Here is a 20,823-nt window from a genome sequence, read left to right on the forward strand (position 1 = left end):
GGCTGGATCAGTAGTCGATGGGGTCGCGGATGATCGGGCAGGTCATGCAGTGACCACCGCCACGGCCGCGTCCCAGTTCGCTGGCGCTGATGGTGATGACCTCGACGCCGGCCTTGCGCAGCAAGGTGTTGGTGTAGGTGTTGCGGTCGTAGCCGATCACCACGCCGGGCTCCAGGCAGACCACGTTGTTGCCGTCGTCCCACTGCTCGCGCTCGGCCTCGTAGGCGTCGCCGCCGGTTTCCACCACGCGCAGTTTTTTCAGACCGAGGGATTCGGCGACCACGTCGACGAACGGCTTGTCCTCACGGCGCACGTCGATGCCGCCGGAGCGGCTTTCATCAGGGCGCAGGGTGAAGGGCACGATGGAGTTGGCCACTTCCGGGAAGATGGTTACCAGGTCGCGGTCGCAGAAGCTGAACACGGTGTCCAGGTGCATGGCCGCGCGTGAACGGCCGAGTCCGGCGACGACCACCCGCTCGGCCGCCCCCTTGGCGAACAAGGCGCGTGCTACCTGGCCGATGGCCTGGTGCGAGGTGCGTTCGCCCATGCCGATCAGTACGGTGCCATTGCCGATAGGCATCACGTCACCGCCTTCAAGCGTGGCGGCACCGTGATCCTTGTCCGGGTCGCCGTACCAGATCTCGAACTGCTCACCGGCAAAGTCTGGATGGAACTTGTAGATGGCGCTGGTCAGCAGGGTTTCCTGGCGGCGCGCCGGCCAGTACATGGGGTTGAGGGTGACGCCGCCGTAGATCCAGCAGGTGGTATCGCGGGTGAACTGGGTGTTGGGCAGCGGTGGGAAGATGAAGCTGGCCTCACCCAGGTAAGAATTGAACATCTTCGCGGCTTCGGAATCCTTGTGCCTAGCCAGATCCGCGCCGGACACACCACCGATCAGGTATTCGGCGATGCGTCGTGCCTCCAGCCCCTCGATGAAATCGCGCACTTCACCGAGTAGGCCGAAGCCGACGCTGTCGGGCGTGATCTTGCGGTCGAGGATCCACTTCAGTGCCTCCGGGTTGCGCACCGTTTCCTCGAGCAGGTTGTGCATTTCCACCACTTCGATGCCGCGTTCGCGCATCTTGGTCATGAAGTCGAAATGGTCGCGTTTGGCCTGCGATACCCAGATCACGTCGTCGAACAGCAACTCGTCGCAGTTGGCTGGGGTCAGGCGCAGGTGGGCCAGGCCTGGAGAGCAGACCATCACCTTGTGCAGTTTGCCGGCTTCGGAATGAACGCCGAGGGCTTTCTTGCTCATGTCGAACTCCTTCTCTGTCTAGAGACTCAGGAAACCGTCGTACAGGCCATAGGCCGCAATGACGGCACCGATCAGCACGGCCGTGAAAATCAATTTTTCCAGGCCGGTGAAAATGGGTTGTCCCAGCTCGCGCTTGGCCTTGGCGAAGAGAATCGCGCCAGGGGCATAGAGCAATGCCGAGAGCAGCAGGTACTGAACGCCGGCGGCGTATACCAGCCACACCGCGTACAGAGTGGAGATCAGCGCAATGAACAGATCCTTGTTGCGCTCACCGGCGGCGTTCTCGTAGGTCTCGCCGCGCGCCGCCAGTAGTACCGCGTAGGCGCTGGACCAGAAGTACGGCACCAGGATCATCGAGGTGGCCAGGTACAGCAGGCTGAGATACGTGGATGCGTTGAACAGGGTGATGATCAAGAACAGCTGGATCAGCCCGTTGGACAGCCACAGCGCGTTGGCCGGAACGTGGTTGACGTTCTCCTTGCGCAGGAACTCCGGCATGGTGTGGTCGCGGGCGCTGGCGAAGAGAATCTCGGCGCACAGCAGCGTCCACGACAGCAGCGCCCCAGCCAGGGAGACGATCAGGCCGATGGAAATCAGCTGCGCGCCCCAGGGGCCGACCACGTGTTCCAGCACGCCGGCCATGGACGGGTTCTTCAACCCGGCCAGTTCGGCCTGGGCGAGGATGCCCTGGCTGAGCACGTTGACCAGCACCAGCAGCAGAAGCACGCCGACGAAGCCGATCACCGTGGCCTTGCCGACGTCGCTGCGTTTCTCGGCGCGGGCCGAGAAGATGCTTGCACCCTCGATGCCGATGAACACCCAGACGGTGACCAGCATCATGTTGCGCACCTGATCCATCACGCTGCCCAGTTCGCTGTTGCCACGGCCCCAGAAGTCCGCGGTGTAGACGTCGAACTTGAAGGCGATGGCGGCGATGACGATGAACAGCGCCAGCGGCAGCATCTTGGCGATGGTGGTGACGGTGTTGATGAACGCCGCCTCCTTGATCCCGCGCAGCACCAGGAAGTGCAGCAGCCAGAGCAATACCGAGGCGCAGATCACCGCTGGCAGGGTGTTGCCTTCACCGAATACCGGGAAGAAGTAACCCAGGGTGGAGAACAGCAGCACCATGTAGCTGACGTTGCCGATCCAGGCACTGATCCAGTAGCCCCAGGCCGAGGAGAAGCCCATGTAGTCGCCGAAACCCGCTTTGGCGTAGGCATACACCCCGCCGTCGAGTTCGGGCTTGCGGTTGGCCAGGGTCTGGAACACGAACGCCAGGGTCAGCATGCCGACCCCGGTGATCAACCAGCCGACCAGAGTGGCGCCAGCACTGGCACTGGCTGCGATGTTTTGTGGAAGGGAGAAGATACCGCCGCCGACCATTGAGCCGACTACCAGCGCTATCAATGCGGCGAGGCGGAGTTTTTGCGTCGAATCAGACATCTCAATTACCTCCGTGTCACAGGGGGACATAGGTATTGAGCGCGTTTGGCGAGCAGAACATCATGACTTGAATCAAAAGTCAGGATTCGTCAACGCACATCCGTGTTACAGGCGTTGCCGAGCACCTGATGAGCACCAGGACTACTGCTCAGGCTGGCGCGGGGATGCGCCAGTCCCTGAAACCATAGTCCGATATTCCGCCAATACAATGATGGCCAGTTGAGATGCGTAATCAGCGAGGCGGGAGGAAATGGGCGGGGCGGTTGGCCCCGCTCGAAGCGCCTGCCGGGTAGGCTGGCGCAGACCCGAAGGTCAGGAGGAGAGAACACGACGCTGGGCGGGTAGCCCCTGCGGGCAGTCGCGCCGTGTGGATACAGCATGCCGTGGAAAGCTTTCAGCCAGCTTTCCACGGTGTTGCCAGGCGATGATCGTCAGCCGATGGTCATCAGGCTGGCATTGCCGCCGGCTGCCGCCGTGTTCACGGACAGGGCGTGTTCGATCAGCAGGCGTTCCAGTGCGATGTCGGTTTCGCCCTTGTTCAGGCCGTGAACCGCGACGATGGCGCCTTTGCGCTGAGCCGCCTGTTCGCCCACCGCACGCAGCTGATCGGAGTCGCCGTGATGGAGGATGGCGTCCAGCCCGACTTCTTCACTGCTCCAGTCCGCGACCAGCTGGATGCGCTTCTGCACTTCCTTCGGTAGCTCGCTGTACAGCGCGCGATGGCTTTCCAGCCAGACGGCCTGGCTACCGACTGCGAGGGTGGCGGCCAGTTGGCTGAGCAGGTCGCCACGCTCGTCGGCCAGGTTCAGCACGTGCTCGCGCGGCAGCAGGGTGTAGCTGTTGCGCTCGCCGGTCGGGCCGGTGAGGGTGTGGCTGCTGTAGCTCTGCGACAGGTTGCGGTACTGCTCGAACAGGGCGGCGATGGCTGGCTCCTGCTTGCTTGCCCAGTCGCTGAAGGCGCTGCGTGCCTTGTCCAGCTCGGCCGGAACCGGCAGGGTCTGCACGTCGTCGTGTTGCAGGTACTGGGCCACGGCATCCTGCGGACGAGTCGACAGCAGGCGGTACAGGTACAGCGGGCCACCGGCTTTCGGGCCGGTGCCGGACAGGCCTTCACCGCCGAACGGTTGCACGCCGACCACTGCGCCGACGATGTTGCGGTTGACGTACAGGTTGCCGACCTTGGCGGTGCCGACCACCTGGGCAATGGTCTCGTCGATGCGCGTGTGCACGCCGAGCGTCAGGCCGTAACCACTGTCGTTGATCTGCTGCAGCAAGGTGCCCAGGTCGGCACGGGCGTAGCGCACCACGTGCAGCACCGGGCCGAAGATCTCGCGTTTCATTTCATCGAAGCTGTCCAGCTCGATCAGCGTCGGCAGGACGAAGGTGCCGCGCTTGATGCTTTCGCCATCGGCGCGCGCCAGCTGGAACACCTTGCGGCCCTTGTCGCGCATCTTCTGGATGTGCGTCTCGATATTGCCCTTGGCTTCGGCGTCGATCACCGGGCCGATGTCGGTGTTCAGACGCTCGGGGTTGCCCACGGTGTATTCGGCCATGGCGCCCTTGAGCATGGTCAGCACGCGGTCGGCCACGTCGTCCTGCACGCACAGCACGCGCAGGGCCGAGCAGCGCTGGCCGGCGCTGTCGAAGGCGGAGGCGACCACGTCCATCACCACCTGTTCGGTCAGTGCCGAGGAGTCGACGATCATGGCGTTGAGGCCGCCGGTCTCGGCGATCAGCGGAACGCTGCGGCCCTGGGCATCCAGGCGACCCGCGATGTTGCGCTGGAGGATGCCGGCCACTTCGGTGGAGCCGGTGAACATCACCCCGCGTACGCGCTCGTCGCCGACCAGGCGCGCGCCGACGGTTTCGCCGCGGCCCGGCAGCAGTTGTACGGCACCGGCCGGTACACCGGCTTCGAGCAGGATACGCACGGCTTGTGCGGCGATCAGCGGCGTCTGTTCGGCCGGCTTGGCCAGCACGGTGTTACCCGCAGCCAGGGCGGCGGCAACCTGACCGCTGAAGATTGCCAGGGGAAAGTTCCACGGGCTGATGCACACCACCGGGCCCAGCGGGCGATGGCTGTCATTGCCGAAGCTGCGCGCCTGGGCGGCGTAGTAGCGCAGGAAATCGACGGCTTCGCGGACTTCGGCGATGGCATTGGCGAAGGTCTTGCCGGATTCACGTACCAGCAGGCCCATCAGTTGTTGCAGCTCGGCTTCCATCAGGTCGGCGGCGCGTTCCAGCACGGCGGCGCGCTCGCCCGGCAGGGTGGATTGCCAGATCGGCCCGCTGGACAGTGCGCAGCGCAGGGCGTTGTCGACGTCCTGGATGCTCGCCTCGCGCACATGGCCGACCAGGTCGCGATGGTCGGCCGGGTTGCGTAGCGGCTCGACTTCGCCGGCGTTGCCGCTGTCGCAACCGAGCATCGGTTCGGCCAGGTAGTTTTGGTTGGCGGTCGACAGCAGGGCCGAGGACAGCGAGCCGAGGCGGTGTTCGTTGGCAAGGTCGAGGCCGGCGGAGTTGGTGCGGGCCTTGCCGTACAGGTCACGCGGCAACGGGATGCGCGGGTGTGGCAGGCCGACGGTGCCTTCCTGCGCGGCCATCTGCTCGATCTGCTGCACCGGGTCGAGTACCAGCTCCTTGAGCGAGATGCTGTTGTCGGCGATGCGGTTGACGAAGCTGGTGTTGGCGCCGTTTTCCAGCAGGCGGCGTACCAGGTAGGCCAGCAGGGTTTCGTGGCTGCCCACCGGGGCGTAGATGCGGCACGGACGGTTCAGCTTGCCATCGGCAACCTTGCCCACCACTTGCTCGTACAGCGGCTCGCCCATGCCGTGCAGGCACTGGAACTCGTACTGACCCGGGTAGTAGTTCTGCCCGGCAAGGTGGTAGATGGCCGACAGCGAGTGGGCGTTGTGGGTGGCGAACTGCGGGTAGATGGCTTCCGGCGCGGCCAGCAGCTTGCGGGCGCAGGCGATGTAGGAGACGTCGGTGTACGGCTTGCGGGTGTACACCGGGTAGCCTTCCAGGCCATTGACCTGGGCCATCTTGATTTCGCTGTCCCAGTAGGCGCCCTTCACCAGGCGGATCATCAGGCGATGGCGGCTGCGCTTGGCCAGGTCGATGACGTAGTCGATCGCATACGGGCAGCGCTTCTGATAGGCCTGGATGACGAAGCCGATACCGTTCCAGCCGGCCAGGCTCGGCTCGAAGCACATGCGCTCGAGCAGATCCAGCGACAGCTCCAGGCGGTCGGCTTCCTCGGCATCGATGTTGATGCCGATGTCGTACTGCTTGGCCAGTTGGGTCAGGCTCAGCAGGATCGGGTACAGCTCTTCCATCACCCGGTCGTACTGCGCGCGGCTGTAGCGCGGGTGCAGGGCCGAGAGCTTGATCGAGATGCCCGGGCCTTCGTAGATGCCGCGGCCGTGGGAGGCCTTGCCGATGGCGTGGATGGCCTGCTCGTAGGAGGCCAGGTAGCGCTTGGCGTCTTCCTCGGTCAGCGCGGCTTCGCCGAGCATGTCATAGGAGTAGCGGAAGCCTTTGCTTTCCAGGGAGGTGGCGTTGGCCAGGGCTTCGCCGATGGTTTCGCCGGTGACGAACTGCTCGCCCATCAGGCGCATGGCCATGTCCACGCCCTTGCGGATCACCGGTTCGCCGCTCTTGCCGATCAGGCGGTTGAGCGAATTGGAGAGGCCGGCCTCGTTGTGCGTCGATACCAGCTTGCCGGTAATCAGCAGGCCCCAGCTGGCGGCGTTGACGAACATCGACGGGCTCTGGCCGAGGTGCTGGCTCCAGTTGCCGTTGGCAATCTTGTCGCGGATCAGCGCATCGCGGGTGGCTTTGTCTGGAATGCGCAGCAGGGCTTCGGCCAGGCACATCAGTGCCACGCCTTCCTGCGACGACAGCGAGAACTCCTGCAGCAGACCCTGCACCAGACCCTGACGGCCACCGGCGCTCTTCTGGTTGCGCAGCTTCTCGGCAATGCTCAGGGCCAGCTTCTGGGTGGCGTCGGAGAGATCCTTGGGCAGGCGGGCCTGTTCCAGCAGCATTGGTACCGCTTCGGTTTCCGGGCGGCGATAGGCCGAGGTGATGGCGGCGCGCAGTACCGACTGCGGGAGGATGCTTTCGGCGAAATCGAGGAATACCTGCAGGCCTTGCTCGCTCAGCGACTCCAGCGCTTCTTCACCGGCAGCGGCGGCCAGGCCGGAGCGCTCGGCGGGGGTGAGGCCGCCTTCGATCTGCTCCAGATAGTTGAAGATCGCCTGCTTGATCAGCCAGTGAGGGGTGCGGTCGATCGATTGCGCAGCCTGTTTCAGGCGGTCGCGGGTGGCATCGTCGAGTTTTACGCCAAGAGTCGTGGTGGCCATGGGGGAATCCTATTATTCAGGTAATGCACGGTAAAAAATTGCCTGGGGCAATTTCGACGTCGCCTGCGACGGCCCGAAGGGTTGCCGTCTGTGGATGACGGGTACCGGAAGCTGCGCGAGATTAAACCTGCTCAACGCTGGGTGCAACCAGGTGCAACCAATATCTCGCGTGAGCCGACAGACGTACGCTTGCCTCTTTCTCGTTCACTCCAAAGCCGGATTCACTGGGGCTTGCAGCGTACCGAGCCTCCTGCGCAATGATTCTTGCAGCCCCAGTAGAACGGCCGGTTACGGCTCTGCATGGATTGTTGCGCCATTGCGGTGCAACCTTGGTGCTACCCGTTTCAGGGTGCACACGAATGGCGCTTCGCGCAGTGCTGAACGGCATCGCGACTCGGTAGTACCGCTTCAGGATAGACCCGTCAGTTGTCGCGTGTTGTTGGGCTCGGCGCCCGGTCGTCGGCGGCCAGTGCCTCGTTCGCCTCGCGGATGATGGCGATGAACGCCTGCAACTGGGCCGGCACATGGCGATAGCTGGAGTAGTACAGGTACAGGCCCGGTGAAGGCGGCGTCCAGTCTTCGAGCAACAGCGTCAGGCGGCCATCCTCCAGTGCCTGTCGCGCGAAGGCATGCGGGACGTAGGCGATCCCCAATCCCGCGCAAGCTGCCTCGACCAGCAGGTCGTTGTCGTCCAGGCTCAGGGTGCCCGGAACATCGAGAGCGAGTTGCTCCGTGCCGCGCTCGAACTCCCAGCGATAGCGCTTGCCGCTGGGCAGCCGTTGGCGAATGCAGCGATGCAACCTGAGTTCGTCTGGCATGGCGGGCCGGCCGAAAGCGTGCACATAACCTTCGGATGCGACCGTGACGAAACGCACGTCACCTCCGAACGGTACGGCCACCATGTCCTTGGGTACCGACTCGGCCAGGCGCACGCCGGCATCGAAACCTTCGGCGACGATATCCACCAACCTGCCTTCACTGACCAGGTCGAGTTCGACATGGGGGTGGCGTTGCAGGAAGGTCGGCACCACGTGGCCGAGCAGCCAGCGTGCCCCGCCTTTGCTGGCGTTGATACGCAGTGTACCGGCGAGCTCCTCGGGGCCATGGCTGACCGCATCCAGCGCCTCGTCCAGCTCCTGCAGCAGCGGGATCAGACGTTGCAGCAACTGCTCTCCGGCTTCCGTCATTGCCACGCTGCGGGTGGTGCGGTGCAGCAAGCGAACCCCCAGGCGCTGCTCGAGCCCCTTGAGTGCATGGCTGAGGGACGAGCGCGAGACCCCCAGAGAATCCGCCGCCTTTTGAAAGCTGCGTTGCTGCGCCACCTGGACGAAGGCCTTGAGGTCGGAGAGGTTGGCGTGGCTCATTGGTGAATATTCTTCACGAGGTCGTTCGTATTGGTGCGTCTTATCATAGTTCGAGTCGCCTCATACCATCGTTATCACCTCACAGGAGATTGCCGATGAACACTGAGTCGAATACACGAACCTCATTCGGGCCAGGCCTGATCGATAGGATCAGGTCGTCGTCGCAGGTGGCGCTGATGGCTGGCCTGATTGGGGTTTCCCTCATGGCCGTGGCCAGCGAACGCGAGCCGGCGCGAAGCGACGTCAATCAGGTGGCAGGCACCTGGCGCATGGTCTCCGCGACCCTGGAAACGAATGGTCGGATCGAGCGTCCTTACGGCGAAAACCCGCAGGGCATGTTGGTGTTCACGCCTGATATGCACTTCGTCGAGGTATTGACCGACGGCGATACGCCGCGCTTTCGCTCGGACGTGCGTGGCGATGGCAGCGACGACGAGAACCGTCGCGTCATGGCGTCGAGCATCGGTTTTTTCGGTACCTACAGCGTCGATGAGCAGGGGCAGTTTGCCGGCAACCGTGTCGAGGGGGCCACTTTCCCCAACTGGGTCGGTGGTGTGCGGACGACGCAGGAGCTGCAGTTGAAGGTCGACGGTGAGCGCATGTACGAGACCTTCACCCGTCCCGACGGCGGGCGTTTCAGCGCCGAGTTCGTACGGGCCAGGTAACGCCGCCGTTGCTTCGCCGCGATGGGCCCATTGTCGCTGCGCCTGGGCAGGGAGGACGGATGCTGTGTGATGACGGAGCAGCGGGCGAGTGACGCCCGAAAGCGTCAGTAGCGACAGTCTTCGCCAATGCGCTGGTAGATCAGGGTGTGGCGTTCGCCCTTGGAGTCCAGGTAGACCATGCGGGCTTCGCCCACCTGGCAGCCTTGCGGCAGGGTCTGGCTGATGACCTTGGCGATGTCCAGGTGCATGCCGTAGTGATAGGTCTCGGGCGATTCCGCCTGTGCCAGGGTGCTGGCGCAGGCAAGGGCGAGCAGGCAGGCGATACGTTTCATGATGACCTCCGGTGATTCAAAAGGGCCGGGGAGTGGCCCGAGGGACGCAGGTCAGGAGCGGGGGAGACCGGCGTCAGGCAAGCGTCGATCAGCCTTGCTGGTCGGCCTTGTGCGCGCTGTTCGCTTGCGCCTGTTGCTCGGTGCGTTGTGCCTTGTGCGCCTGTAGGTGAGCCTGGACGTGGGCGATGAAAGCCGGGGACTCATCGGCGAAGCTGGCCTGGCTGGCGAGCAGGACACCGAGGGAAAGGGCAGTGGCAGTCAGAAGGTTTTTCATGGGGGCGATCCTCGTGCGAATTCTTCGTGGGTTCGAAGTCATCCTAGTGAGGCGTCGAGGTGGGAAAAAGCGCGCTCCGGGTGAATGACCATTACCTTTGGCGCAACAGTTTCTCTGCACTTGCCCAGTACTGCGCATCTTCCAATACCGCCTCGTCGCCCAACAGCAGCGGCGGCAGCTCGGCCTTGAGAAACTCCACCCAGGTGCGGGTCTTGGCATCGAGGAAGCGCCGCGACGGATACATCGCGTAGATGTTCAGCGCGCGCAGCCGGTGCTGCGGCAGGATGCGCAGCAGGCGTCCTTCGCGCAGCGGCTGGCTGGCGACGAACGAGGGCAGCAGGCAGAAACCCATGCCGGCCTGGGCCGCCTTGACCAGTGCTTCGGCGACGTTGACCTGGAAGCATTCGGCCGGTAGCGCCTCCAACTGTTCGTCACCGAAATCCCATTGGCCGCGGTACAGCGGGTCGGTCAGGCGCAGGTGACGATGTCGCTGCAGGTCAGCCGGGTGCTCGGGAATCCCGTATTGAGCCAGGTAGCTGGGGGCTGCGCAGATAACGCTGTGGATCGCGCCCAGGCGCTGTGCAACCAATTGCGAATCAGGCAGGTCGCGGGCGAAGGCGATGGTCACGTCATGGCCGTCTTCGAGCAGATCCGGGGTGCGCTGGGCCAGGGTCAGCTCCACCACGACCTGAGGGTGTCGTTCGGCATAGCGGGCGATCAGCGGGGTGATGTGCTGCAGGCCGAGACCGGTCATGGTGTGCACGCGCAGACGGCCGCTGGGCGTACGATGCGCGCCACGCGCCTCGGCGTCGGCTTCGTCGATCTGGCCGAGGATCTGCCGGCAGCGCTCCAGGTAGCGTTCGCCGGTCTCGGTCAATGCCAGGCGCCGTGTGGTGCGCTGCAGCAGGCGTGCTTCGAGGTGTTGTTCGAGATCGGCGATCAGGCGCGACACTTGCGCGGTGGACAGGTCGAGCACCTGGGCGGCAGCGGTGAAGCTGCCGCGCTCGACCACCTGAACGAATACGCGCATGCCGTGCAAAGTGTCCATTGTTGCTCCTGGCGTAAGAGGAACCAGGCGCATTATGCGCGACTGCGGGGCTAGAGTGCGCCGAAGATCAGCTGCGCCGCCACGGCGAACATCATTGCTGCCACGCCCAGATCGATCAGGCGCCAGGTCAGTGGTCTGGCCAGCCAGGGTGCGAGCCAGGCAGCGCCGAGCGCCAGGGCGCTGAACCAGAGAAAGGAGGCACTGGCCGCGCCGGCCGCATAGGCGCCGGGTTCGGGTTGCTGGGCACCGAGCGAACCGATCAGCAACACGGTATCCAGATAGACGTGCGGGTTGAGCAGGGTGACCGCAAGGGCCGCCAGCATTACCGCACGCAGCGAGCGCGGTTCATTGCCTGCCGCTTGCAACGCTTGCGGGCGCGCCGCGCGTAGCAGGGCCTGGCTGCCGTACCAGATCAGGAAAGCGGCCCCGCCCCAGCGGGCGATGGCCAATAAAGTCGGGCTCTGCGCCAGCAGGGTGGCCAGACCGAAAACTCCGGCGGCCACCAGCAGGGCATCGCAGACGATGCACAGCGCCGCTACCGGTAGGTGATGTTCACGGCGCAGGCTCTGCGCCAGAACGAAGGCGTTCTGCGCTCCGATGGCCATGATCAGGCCGATGGCCACCAGCAGGCCGTTGCTATAGCTCTGCCACATCACACGGGCTCCGGCATGGACGCGGCCGACAGGGCGCGCAGGGTGGACAGCGCCCGCTCGGCGCGCTCGCTGGGCACGAAGAGATGGTCATGATGAAAGCCGGCGACCACGTTGCAGCTGATGCCTGCTTGCGCCAGTGCGGCGGAGAAGGAAGCGGTCAGCCCGACAGCGGCCAGCGAGGAATGCACGTCAAGGGTGATCCAGGCCGCGACGTAGTCGTAGCGCAGGCCATGGGCATCGGCGACTTCGCGTGTCAGCACCAGGCTCAGGCCTTCGCGCTCACGCATGCTGGCGACTGGCTGCAGGGCGCTGCAGTCATGATCGGCAGGTACGCAGCAGAATACGTATTCACCTGGGTTGAGTTGCGGCGTCATGCTGTGCAGCAGGCGTGCGAGATCGGTTTCGCCTGACATGGTGGACTCCTGATTGGGCTGAATGCTGGCGAGTCTGCGGCGTCCAGATGTATAAGAGAAAGCAATATTGCTGATCACTCATTAGGAAAATCGATTGTTCGATTACAAACTTCTGGCCGCGCTGGCGGCAGTGGTGGAGCAGGCCGGTTTCGAGCGGGCTGCGCAGGTACTGGGGCTGTCGCAGTCGGCGGTGTCGCAGCGCATCAAGTTGCTCGAAGCGCGGGTCGGCCAACCGGTGTTGGTTCGCGCGACACCGCCAGCACCCACCGAAATCGGCCGGCGTCTGCTCAACCATGTGCAGCAGGTGCGTCTGCTCGAACGCGATTTGCAAGGCCAGGTGCCGGGGCTGGATGAGCAGGCCTTGCCCGAGCGTTTGCGCATCGCCATCAACGCCGACAGCCTGGCTACCTGGTGGGCGGCGGCGACCGCCGACTTCTGCGCCGCCCAGCAGGTGCTGATGGAACTGGTGGTGGAGGATCAGGAGGTCGGCCTCAAGCGCATGCGCGCAGGCGAAGTCGCCGGCTGCGTATGTGCTGCCGAACGGCCGGTGGCTGGCGCGCGCAGCCTGGCATTGGGGGCGATGCGTTATCGCGCGCTGGCCAGCCCGGCTTTCATTGCCCGGCATTTCTCCGCTGGCGTCAGTGCCGAGGCGCTGGCCCGTGCGCCGGCCATCGTCTATGGCCCGGATGATCAGTTGCAGCATCGCTACCTGGCAGGATTGGGCGTGACAGGTGCTTTCGCCTACCACCTGTGCCCTTCGTCCGAAGGCTTCGTGCGCCTGACCGAAGGCGGCCTGGGCTGGGGCCTGGTGCCGCAATTGCAGGTGCGAGAAGAGCTGGCCAGCGGCAGGCTGGTGGATCTGATACCCGAGCGCTTCATCGATGTGCCGCTGTACTGGCACCACTGGCGCAATGGCGGCGAGTTGCTCAACGACTTGACCGAACAGCTGCGTCGCTACTCCGCTTCGGTGCTGGTGCCATTGCACCAATGAGCGGCCTGCAGGGTCGTAGTTCTGGCCGCCACCGACAGGGCAGGGTGGGCTAAGCGCTGCTAGAGTGCGCCCAATACAAGAACCACAGGGGGATGCGATGAGGATTCTGGTCACCGGCGCGAGTGGTTTCATCGGTGGGCGCTTCGCGCGTTTCGCTCTCGAGCAGGGCTTGACTGTACGGGTCAACGGCCGGCGCGCCGAGGGCGTGCAGCACCTGATCAAGCGTGGCGCCGAATTCGTCCAGGGCGATCTGGGCGATCCCGAGCTTGCCCAGGCGTTGTGCCAGGATGTCGAGGCCGTGGTGCATTGCGCGGGTGCGGTGGGGGTGTGGGGCGACTATGCGCATTTCCATCAGGCCAATGTGACGGTCACCGAGAATGTCGTCGACGCCTGCCTGAAACAGAAGGTGCGGCGCCTGGTGCATCTGTCCTCGCCATCGATCTACTTCGATGGGCGTTCGCATGTCGATATTCGTGAGGAGCAGGTGCCCAAGCGCTTCTCCGATCACTACGGCAAGACCAAGTACCTGGCCGAGCAGCAGGTGTTCGCCGCCCAGGAATTCGGCCTGGAGGTGATTGCCCTGCGCCCGCGCTTCGTCACTGGTGCGGGCGATACCAGCATCTTCCCGCGGCTGATCGGCATGCAGCGCAAGGGGCGCCTGGCGATCATCGGCAATGGCCTGAACAAGGTCGATTTCACCAACGTGCACAACCTCAATGCTGCCCTGCTCAGCTCACTGCAGGTCGGCGGCCCGGCGCTTGGTCAGGTGTACAACATCAGCAACGGCACGCCGGTACCGCTGTGGGACGTGGTCAATTACGTGCTGCGCCGACTGGAGCTGCCGCCGGTGACCCGACATATGCCATTCCCGCTGGCCTATGCCGCTGCGACGCTCAATGAAGGTGTTTGCCGACTGCTGCCTGGGCGGCCGGAGCCGAGCCTGTTTCGCCTGGGGGTAGCGGTGATGGCCAGGGATTTCTCCCTGAACATCGACCGTGCCCGCGAGTATCTTGGCTACGAACCCAGGGCGGGGCTGTGGGATGCACTGGATGAGTTCTGCACCTGGTGGCAGGTGCAGATGGGGCATCAGGCGTAGACGCGCTGACCGCGATAGATCCGCACGGCGCCGGACGGAGTGCCGACCGGTAGTTCCACCGCTGCGATGGGCGTGCTGTTCGGGCGCTGGGCTTGAGCGGAGAGTTCGGCCAGGCGTTGACCGAGACGGCGAGTTTCTTCGTCGATGGACTTCAGGCTGCCATCGAGCATGGCGCCAATCGCATTGGGCTGGCTCAGACGTATATCCACCTCCAGCTCTTCGCGTAGACGGCGGCGCAGCGCTTTCATGCAGTCCAGTACTTCTTTGTTCAGTTCCATTGTGACTTCCCCCGTTTGGTTGAAGGGCCACGGGCTTCGGCATTCCTCACCTTCCGTGACCTGAACAGCCTCTTCCTACCGGCTGTAACACGCATTCGTGCGGTATCGCTTTGCAGAACTTTTAGGCCGCCTGCTGGCTTGTGAGCGACGCGCGGTAGGCGTGTTCACGACAGGGGAAAAAGCAAAGTGCGTACCAGTTCAAGTTTTGCGGAACTGCTGGGCTGCAGACGGGTCGATGGCCCTGTCGCGCCCTTCGTCGGTGCGCTGCGCACCTCCTTGGCGCGGCACTGATGGTGTGATGGCGAATCGGTATACTGCGCGGCATTTCCGTTTATCCGTTCCAACATAGGTCTGATCATGCGCAACGATGCCAATGACGAGCTCGACAATCTGCCCAGCCTGACCACGGAGCGCCGCGAGGATTTCGTCGAGCCACGCGACGAACCGACCCCGCGCAGCAGCCGTGCACCCAGCAACCGCGCAGCGGTTGGCAAGGCCCCGAGCACCGGGCCGCTGTGGGCATTGGTGGGGGCGCTGAGCATTGCCCTGGCCGGCCTTGGGTGGTGGAGCCTGCAGCAGATCGGTCTGATGGAGCAGCGTCTGGTGGCGACCCAGGAAAGTTTCGCGCGCATCAGCGAGGAAGCCGCCGGGCGTATCCAGGATATTTCCGGCAAGGTGGTGGCGACCGAATCCAACGTCACCAGCGGCAGCGAGGCGCTCAAGCTGCAGGTTCGGCAACTGGAGAACCGCCTGGCCGAGCTGAGCAAGCAACAGCAACAGAGCGCCACGGCGCAAGCCGCGCTGGACAAGCGCATCGATCAGTTGGGCACGGAGCTCAAGAGTGGCATCGGTGCCAGTGCCGAGTTCGACAAGCGTCTGCAGGCGCTGACCAGCGAGCAGACCGCGTTGAAGGCCGCACAAGGCGATGCCAAGGCGACCCAGGCCGAACTGGCCAAGCTCGATACCCGTATCAAGACGCTGAGCACTGATATCGATGCGCTGAAGAAGCAGGGCAACCCGAGCCAGGCCATCCGTAGCCTGGAGCAGGATCTGCTGGTGCTGCGCAGCGAGCTGGACAATCGTCCGGCCGCCGCCGCCAGTGCGGGCCCGAATACCGCCGAGTTCGATGCCTTCCGCGCGCAGATGACGCGCAACATCAGCACCCTGCAAAGCCAGGTGGTGAATCTGCAGCAGCAGCTCAATCAGCGCTGAGAACCTGTTCACGATCTGCTGCGCGTCGGCCTTACTGCGTTAAAAACAGGCTCGGACTGCTCATTTACAGCTTGTAAACTCCGCGTCCTCGCCTGTTTTTGCCTTGTATGGCTCTAGCTCGCAAGATCGTGAACAGGTTCTGAGGCACTTCGCTAAACGAACAAGCCCCGCAATGCGGGGCTTGTTCGTTTCTTTCCGGTCGTAGGGTGTCGCGGGGCGCGCATCGACATTGTTCGTCTCGCCCGGTTGGTGCGCGTGGCGCACCCTACATGAAGTGCGTTACAGGCGCGGGTAGTCGATATAGCCGACCGGGCCGGAACCGTAGAAAGTTTCCGGGTGCGGCTCGTTCAGCGGTGCATCCTGCGCCAGGCGCTCGGGCAGGTCCGGGTTGGCGATGAAGGGAATGCCGAAGGCCACGGCATCGGCTTTGCCCTCGGCCAGCCAGGCGTTGGCCTGATCCTTGGTGAAGCGTTCGTTGGCGATGAACACGCCGCCGAATTCCTTCTTCAGCTGCGGCGTCAGGCTGTCGTCACCTGCCTTTTCACGGGCGCAGATGAAGGCGATGCCGCGTTTGCCCAGTTCGCGAGCCACGTAGCCGAAGGTCTCGGCACGGTTGGCATCGCCCATGTCATGGGAATCCGCACGCGGTGCCAGGTGCACGCCGACACGGCCGGCGCCCCACACCGAGATGGCCGCATCGGTCACTTCCAGCAGCAGACGTGCACGATTCTCAACGCTGCCACCGTAGCGGTCGGTGCGTTGGTTGGTGCTGCTCTGCAGGAACTGGTCGAGCAGGTAACCGTTGGCACCGTGGATTTCCACACCATCGAAACCGGCCGCCATGGCGTTCTCGGCGCCCTGGCGATAGGCCTCGACGATATCGGCGATCTCTTCGGTCTCCAGGGCACGCGGGGTGACGAACTCCTTGATCGGACGCACCAGGCTGACATGGCCGGCCGGTTTGATCGCGCTCGGTGCCACTGGCAGTTCGCCGTTCAGGTAGATCGGGTCGGAAATACGGCCGACGTGCCACAGCTGCAGGACGATCTTGCCGCCGTTGGCATGCACAGCCTTGGTGATATTGCTCCAGCCACGAATCTGCTCATCCGACCAGATGCCGGGAGTGTCCGGGTAGCCGACGCCCATCGGCGTGACGGCGGTGGCTTCGCTGATGATCAGGCCAGCCGAGGCACGCTGTGTGTAGTACTCGGCCATCAGCGCGTTGGGTACGCGGCCTTCGTCGGCGCGGCAGCGGGTCAGCGGGGCCATGATGATGCGGTTGTTCAGGTGCAGATCACCGATCTGGATGGGGTCGAACAGTGTGGACATGGTGGTTCTCCGAGGTAAGGGGGCGATTCAGAGTTGCTGGCCAAGGCGCTCGACGAAAGCCTGGATCAGCTCGTCGTTGCGCTTGAAGAAGTGCCACTGGCCGACCTTGCGGCTGGTCACCAGACCGGCGCGCTGCAAGGTGGTCAGATGGGCGGAAACGGTGGATTGCGACAGCCCGGTACGCAGGAATATCTTGCCGGCGCACACGCCGATCTCCAGCGGGTGATCCTGTTCGGCGAAGTGCTGCTCGGGCTCCTTCAACCAGTCGAGGATGTCGCGGCGAACCGGGTGGGCGAGGGCCTTGATGATGGCGTCGAGGTCGATGTCCATGGTGTTGTCGTTGCGTATCGTCATGTGGCGAACCTTATATCGTCTCTGAGCGATATACAGATCGATTGTTCCGATAGTCTCCATCAGCCACTTCGATTGTCCTGCCGGCGGGGTTAAGCTCACGGGATGAACTACCTGGCTCATCTGCACCTCGGCGGCGACGCAGCGCCACAACTGCTCGGCAGCCTCTATGGCGATTTCGTCAAAGGCCCGCTGGTCGGGCGTTGGCCAGCGCAAATCGAGGCCGCCATTCGCCTGCATCGACGCATCGATGCCTTTACCGACAGCCACCCGTTGCAGGCACGGGCTCGTGCACGTTTCCCGGAACAGCGGCGGAGAACGGCCGGCATGTTGCTGGATCTGTTCTTCGATCATTGCCTGGCCCGTGACTGGTCGGCGTACGCGGCGCAGCCGCTGGAGCATTTCACCGACCGGGTTTACCAGGTACTTGCCGCCGAGCCTGAGCTGCCGGGACGCCTGGCGTTGATGGCGCCGCGTATGGCGGCGCAGGACTGGCTCGGCAGCTACCGCGAATTCGCCGTGCTGGAGCAGGTGATCGCCGGTATGCAGCGACGCTTGTCCAAACCGCAGTTGCTCGATGGCAGCCTGGCGGAACTGGAGCGCCTGTACGAACCGCTCAGCGAGGACTTTCGCGCCTTCTACCCTGAGCTGATGGCCTTCGCCGAGACCGAGCTTGTAGGTTCGAGGCAAACCGGGAGCGCTTGAGAGGCGGTGCGCATGGCGCACCCTACGGGAGTTTCCCGGCATCCGTAGGGTGCGCCGTGCGCACCAGCGATTTCGCCGCTGCGACGGTCGCCGCTAAAGCGCCTCCCGCAAGGTTTCGCGTCGGGCGCTGTGGGAGGGCTTTAGACGCGACAATCATCACTGAAATCCCGCCACGGCTCAGGTTGCCTGCGCGTGCAAGCCAAAGCGCCGCACCACCCATTTCTCCAATTCCGCCACGCTGAACAGCGCCAGGCCAGCCAGCAAAACCCGTAGCCATTCATCCAGGCTCATCCCCACCGAGCCGAATACGCCCTGTAACGGCGGGGCGTAGGTGAACAGCAGTTGCAACACCAGGCACAGGGCGATGGTCGCCAGTACGGCGCGGTTGCCCAGCAGGGCTTCGCGGCTGAGTACCGAACCGAAGATGCTGCGGCTGTTGAGCAGGTAGAACATCTCGCACATCACCACGGCATTGACCGCTGTGGTGCGGGCGCTTTCCAGGCTTTTGCCCAGCTCCAGTTCCCAGAGGAACAGGCCGATGCCCGCCCCGGCGATCAGCACCGAGACCATCACCACGCGCCAGATGAAGAAGCCGGACAACAGCGGCTCGTTCGGCGCGCGCGGCGCTCGGTTCATCAGGCCGCGTTCGGTGGGTTCGAAGGCCAGCGCCAGGCCCAGGGTGCTGGAGGTGACCATGTTGATCCACAGCACCTGCGCCGGGGTCAGTGGCAGCACCACCTGGAACAGGATGGCGAAGATCACGATCAGCGACTGGCCGCCGTTGGTGGGCAGGGCGAAGAGGATGAATTTCTTCAGGTTGTCGTAGATCGCCCGGCCCTCGCGCACGGCGCCGGCGATGGTGGCGAAGTTGTCGTCGGCCAGTACCACCTCGGCGGCTTCCTTGGCCGCCTCGGTGCCCTTCAGGCCCATGGCTACGCCGACGTCGGCGCGCTTGAGGGCCGGGGCGTCGTTGACCCCGTCGCCGGTCATCGCCACCACCTGGCCGCTGTCCTGCATGCTCTGCACCAGGCGCAGCTTGTGCTCCGGGCTGGCGCGGGCGAACACCTCGATATTGGGCAGCACCTCACGCAGGCGACGGTCGTCGAGCAACTCCAGCTCCGCACCGGTCATCGCTGGCAGACCGACGCCGATACCCAGTTGTGCACCAATGGCGCGGGCGGTTTCGGCATGATCGCCGGTGATCATCTTCACCCGGATGCCGGCGCGCTGGCATTCGGCGACGGCGGCGATGGCCTCCTCGCGTGGTGGGTCGATGATGCCGACCAGCGCCAGCAGGGTCAGGCCGTTCTCCACGTCGTCGAACCTGAGCGTGCGCTGCTCGGCTGTGGCCGGTTTGCTGGCCAGGGCCAGCAGGCGCAGGCCTCGGGCGGCCAGGTCGGTGGCCTGGCGGCGCCAGTAATCGGCATCCAGCGGCGCGTTGCTGCCGTCGGCGCCGCGCTGGCTGGCGCACATTTCCAACACGCGCTCGGGAGCGCCCTTGAGCAGGATCAGTCCGTGGCCGGCGTGATCGTGATGCAGGGTGGCCATGAAGCGGTGTTCCGACTCGAACGGAATCGCGTCGCTGCGTGGCAATTGCGTGTGCAGACTCTGGATATCGAGGCCGCTTTTCAGCGCCAGGGTGAGCAGCGCGCCTTCGGTCGGGTCGCCGTGCAGCAGCCAGTGGCCGGCAGCGTCCTGTTGCAGACGGCCGTCGTTGCACAGCTGCGCCGCGCGGGTGATCTCCAGCAACGCGCTATCGGGTTCGAGCAGCTTGCCGCCCTGATGGAAGGCGCCTTCCGGGGCATAGCCGACGCCGCTGATGTCGAGGATGCGGCTGGCGCTGACCACGCGTTGCACGGTCATTTCGTTGCGGGTCAGGGTGCCGGTCTTGTCCGAGCAGATCACCGTCACCGATCCGAGGGTTTCCACCGCCGGCAGGCGACGGACGATGGCGTTGTGCCCGGCCATGCGCTGTACGCCCAAGGCGAGGATCACGGTCATGATCGCCGGCAGGCCTTCGGGAATGGCCGAGGCGGTGAGCGCCACCACCATCATGAACATCTCGCCGGGGTTCTGCCCGTGCCAGAGAATGCCGAGGATGAAGGTGGCCAGCGCCAGGATCAGGATGATCACCGCCAGCCAGCGGCTGAACTGTTCGATCTGCCGTAGCAGCGGTGTGGACAGCGCCTGCACCTGTTGCAGCATGGCGCCGATGCGGCCCAGTTCGGTGTCCGCGCCGGTGGCCACCACCAGGCCGGTGGCCTGGCCGCTGCTGACCAGGGTGCCGGAGTAGGCCATGCAGCGACGGTCGCCGAGCGCGGCGTCGGCCTGGCAGTGGGCCACGGATTTTTCTACCGGCACCGATTCGCCGGTCAGCGCCGCTTCTTCCACCAGCAGGTTCTTCACGCTGAGCAGGCGCAGGTCGGCCGGCACCTTGTCACCGGATACCAGCAACACCACGTCGCCGGGCACCAGCCGTTCGGCATCGATTTCGTGGCGCTCGCCGTTGCGCAGCACCATGGCGTGGGGCGAGAGCATGTTGCGGATGGCGTCGAGTGCGTTCTCCGCCTTGCCTTCCTGGATGAAGCCGATGATCACGTTGATCAGCACCGCGGCGAGGATCACCGAGGTATCGACCCAGTGGCCGAGCAGGGCGGTGATCAGCGCGGCGCCGAGCATCATGTACAGCAGTACGTTGTGAAACTGGTACAGCAGGCGCAGCAGCGGGCCGCGGCGTTTCGGCGATGGCAGACGATTGGGGCCATGGCGTTGCAGGCGCTCGTGGGCTTCGTGCTCACTGAGCCCTGACGAGGTGCTCTGCTGAGCCTCGAGTGCCTGTTGCGGAGTCAGTTGGTGCCAGATGTGGTCAGTATGTCCAGGAAGTCGATTTTCCATGGGGATTAGTCTCCTTCGGGCGCCAGGATCTGGTTCCACTTCGTGCGAAGGGAAACCGAGCCCTTTGAACCCTAGTCGGCTTTCGAACCCGGAGCCTGATCTGCATCAAGGATCGGCGAGACCTATCGAGGCTCAATGTATCCGGT

At 64.3% G+C, this 20,823-nt stretch carries 18 protein-coding genes; 5 read left to right on the top strand and 13 right to left on the bottom strand.

Annotation, left to right across the window (positions count from 1 at the left end; translation table 11 throughout):
• Positions 1 to 7: 7 nt before the first annotated feature.
• The 4 genes from arcA to C7A17_RS17210 all read right to left on the bottom strand — a co-directional run bounded on the left by arcA (position 8) and on the right by C7A17_RS17210 (position 8,435).
• On the bottom strand, positions 8 to 1,258 hold the full coding sequence (gene arcA / locus C7A17_RS17195) for an arginine deiminase (protein WP_106739157.1): 1,251 nt from the start codon (positions 1,256 to 1,258) through the stop codon (positions 8 to 10).
• 18 nt (positions 1,259 to 1,276) lie between these two features.
• Positions 1,277 to 2,704: an arginine-ornithine antiporter gene (gene arcD / locus C7A17_RS17200; RefSeq protein ID WP_106739158.1), complete on the bottom strand. Its 1,428-nt coding sequence runs from the start codon at positions 2,702 to 2,704 to the stop codon at positions 1,277 to 1,279.
• 431 nt (positions 2,705 to 3,135) lie between these two features.
• Positions 3,136 to 7,071 (bottom strand): trifunctional transcriptional regulator/proline dehydrogenase/L-glutamate gamma-semialdehyde dehydrogenase, encoded by a 3,936-nt coding sequence (putA, locus tag C7A17_RS17205; protein ID WP_106739159.1) that lies wholly within the window; start codon positions 7,069 to 7,071, stop codon positions 3,136 to 3,138.
• Between the two features lie 422 nt (positions 7,072 to 7,493).
• Positions 7,494 to 8,435, bottom strand: a complete 942-nt coding sequence (locus C7A17_RS17210) for a LysR family transcriptional regulator (RefSeq protein WP_106739160.1) — start codon at positions 8,433 to 8,435, stop codon at positions 7,494 to 7,496.
• Positions 8,436 to 8,611: 176 nt separating this feature from the next.
• On the opposite strand from C7A17_RS17210, the gene C7A17_RS17215 reads away from it, so the two are divergent.
• Entirely contained in the window at positions 8,612 to 9,100 is a 489-nt protein-coding gene (locus tag C7A17_RS17215; protein WP_234035811.1) for a lipocalin-like domain-containing protein, read from the top strand.
• 104 nt (positions 9,101 to 9,204) lie between these two features.
• Here the strand turns inward: C7A17_RS17215 and C7A17_RS17220 are convergent, their stop codons facing one another.
• From C7A17_RS17220 to C7A17_RS17240, 5 genes are all read right to left on the bottom strand, one after another.
• A complete protein-coding gene (locus tag C7A17_RS17220; protein WP_106739162.1) occupies positions 9,205 to 9,432 on the bottom strand; it encodes a DUF2790 domain-containing protein in 228 nt (75 codons plus the stop codon).
• A gap of 88 nt (positions 9,433 to 9,520) precedes the next feature.
• Positions 9,521 to 9,706: a hypothetical protein gene (locus tag C7A17_RS17225; RefSeq protein WP_106739163.1), complete on the bottom strand. Its 186-nt coding sequence runs from the start codon at positions 9,704 to 9,706 to the stop codon at positions 9,521 to 9,523.
• A gap of 91 nt (positions 9,707 to 9,797) precedes the next feature.
• A complete protein-coding gene (locus C7A17_RS17230; RefSeq protein WP_106739164.1) occupies positions 9,798 to 10,754 on the bottom strand; it encodes a LysR family transcriptional regulator in 957 nt (318 codons plus the stop codon).
• 50 nt (positions 10,755 to 10,804) lie between these two features.
• On the bottom strand, positions 10,805 to 11,407 hold the full coding sequence (locus tag C7A17_RS17235; RefSeq protein WP_106739165.1) for a LysE/ArgO family amino acid transporter: 603 nt from the start codon (positions 11,405 to 11,407) through the stop codon (positions 10,805 to 10,807).
• Positions 11,407 to 11,820: an ACT domain-containing protein gene (locus C7A17_RS17240; protein ID WP_106739166.1), complete on the bottom strand. Its 414-nt coding sequence runs from the start codon at positions 11,818 to 11,820 to the stop codon at positions 11,407 to 11,409. The genes C7A17_RS17235 and C7A17_RS17240 overlap by 1 nt, the downstream gene beginning before the upstream one ends.
• A gap of 94 nt (positions 11,821 to 11,914) precedes the next feature.
• Between C7A17_RS17240 and C7A17_RS17245 the strand changes: the two genes are divergently transcribed.
• Both C7A17_RS17245 and C7A17_RS17250 read left to right on the top strand, forming a co-directional pair.
• A complete protein-coding gene (locus C7A17_RS17245; RefSeq protein WP_106739167.1) occupies positions 11,915 to 12,811 on the top strand; it encodes a LysR family transcriptional regulator ArgP in 897 nt (298 codons plus the stop codon).
• Positions 12,812 to 12,908: 97 nt separating this feature from the next.
• Positions 12,909 to 13,907, top strand: a complete 999-nt coding sequence (locus C7A17_RS17250; RefSeq protein ID WP_106739168.1) for an NAD-dependent epimerase/dehydratase family protein — start codon at positions 12,909 to 12,911, stop codon at positions 13,905 to 13,907.
• Here the strand turns inward: C7A17_RS17250 and C7A17_RS17255 are convergent.
• Positions 13,898 to 14,185 (bottom strand): hypothetical protein, encoded by a 288-nt coding sequence (locus C7A17_RS17255; protein ID WP_106739169.1) that lies wholly within the window; start codon positions 14,183 to 14,185, stop codon positions 13,898 to 13,900. The two genes, C7A17_RS17250 and C7A17_RS17255, sit on opposite strands and share 10 nt — an antisense overlap.
• A 357-nt stretch (positions 14,186 to 14,542) precedes the next feature.
• Between C7A17_RS17255 and C7A17_RS17260 the strand changes: the two genes are divergently transcribed.
• Entirely contained in the window at positions 14,543 to 15,397 is an 855-nt protein-coding gene (locus C7A17_RS17260) for an ATPase (RefSeq protein ID WP_106739170.1), read from the top strand.
• Between the two features lie 279 nt (positions 15,398 to 15,676).
• On the opposite strand, the gene C7A17_RS17265 is transcribed toward C7A17_RS17260, so the two are convergent.
• Positions 15,677 to 16,726 carry an alkene reductase gene (locus tag C7A17_RS17265; protein ID WP_106739171.1) on the bottom strand — a complete coding sequence of 350 codons (1,050 nt, stop codon included), beginning with the start codon at positions 16,724 to 16,726 and terminating at the stop codon, positions 15,677 to 15,679.
• 27 nt (positions 16,727 to 16,753) lie between these two features.
• Positions 16,754 to 17,056, bottom strand: a complete 303-nt coding sequence (locus tag C7A17_RS17270; protein WP_106742993.1) for an ArsR/SmtB family transcription factor — start codon at positions 17,054 to 17,056, stop codon at positions 16,754 to 16,756.
• A gap of 126 nt (positions 17,057 to 17,182) precedes the next feature.
• On the opposite strand from C7A17_RS17270, the gene C7A17_RS17275 reads away from it, so the two are divergent.
• Positions 17,183 to 17,782: an acyl carrier protein phosphodiesterase gene (locus C7A17_RS17275; protein WP_106739172.1), complete on the top strand. Its 600-nt coding sequence runs from the start codon at positions 17,183 to 17,185 to the stop codon at positions 17,780 to 17,782.
• Between the two features lie 177 nt (positions 17,783 to 17,959).
• Here the strand turns inward: C7A17_RS17275 and C7A17_RS17280 are convergent, their stop codons facing one another.
• Complete coding sequence (locus C7A17_RS17280; RefSeq protein ID WP_106739173.1) at positions 17,960 to 20,677, bottom strand: cation-transporting P-type ATPase; 2,718 nt, start codon at positions 20,675 to 20,677, stop codon at positions 17,960 to 17,962.
• Positions 20,678 to 20,823 lie beyond the last annotated feature (146 nt).

This window comes from Pseudomonas mendocina, from assembly GCF_003008615.1.
Taxonomy (GTDB): domain Bacteria; phylum Pseudomonadota; class Gammaproteobacteria; order Pseudomonadales; family Pseudomonadaceae; genus Aquipseudomonas; species Aquipseudomonas mendocina_C.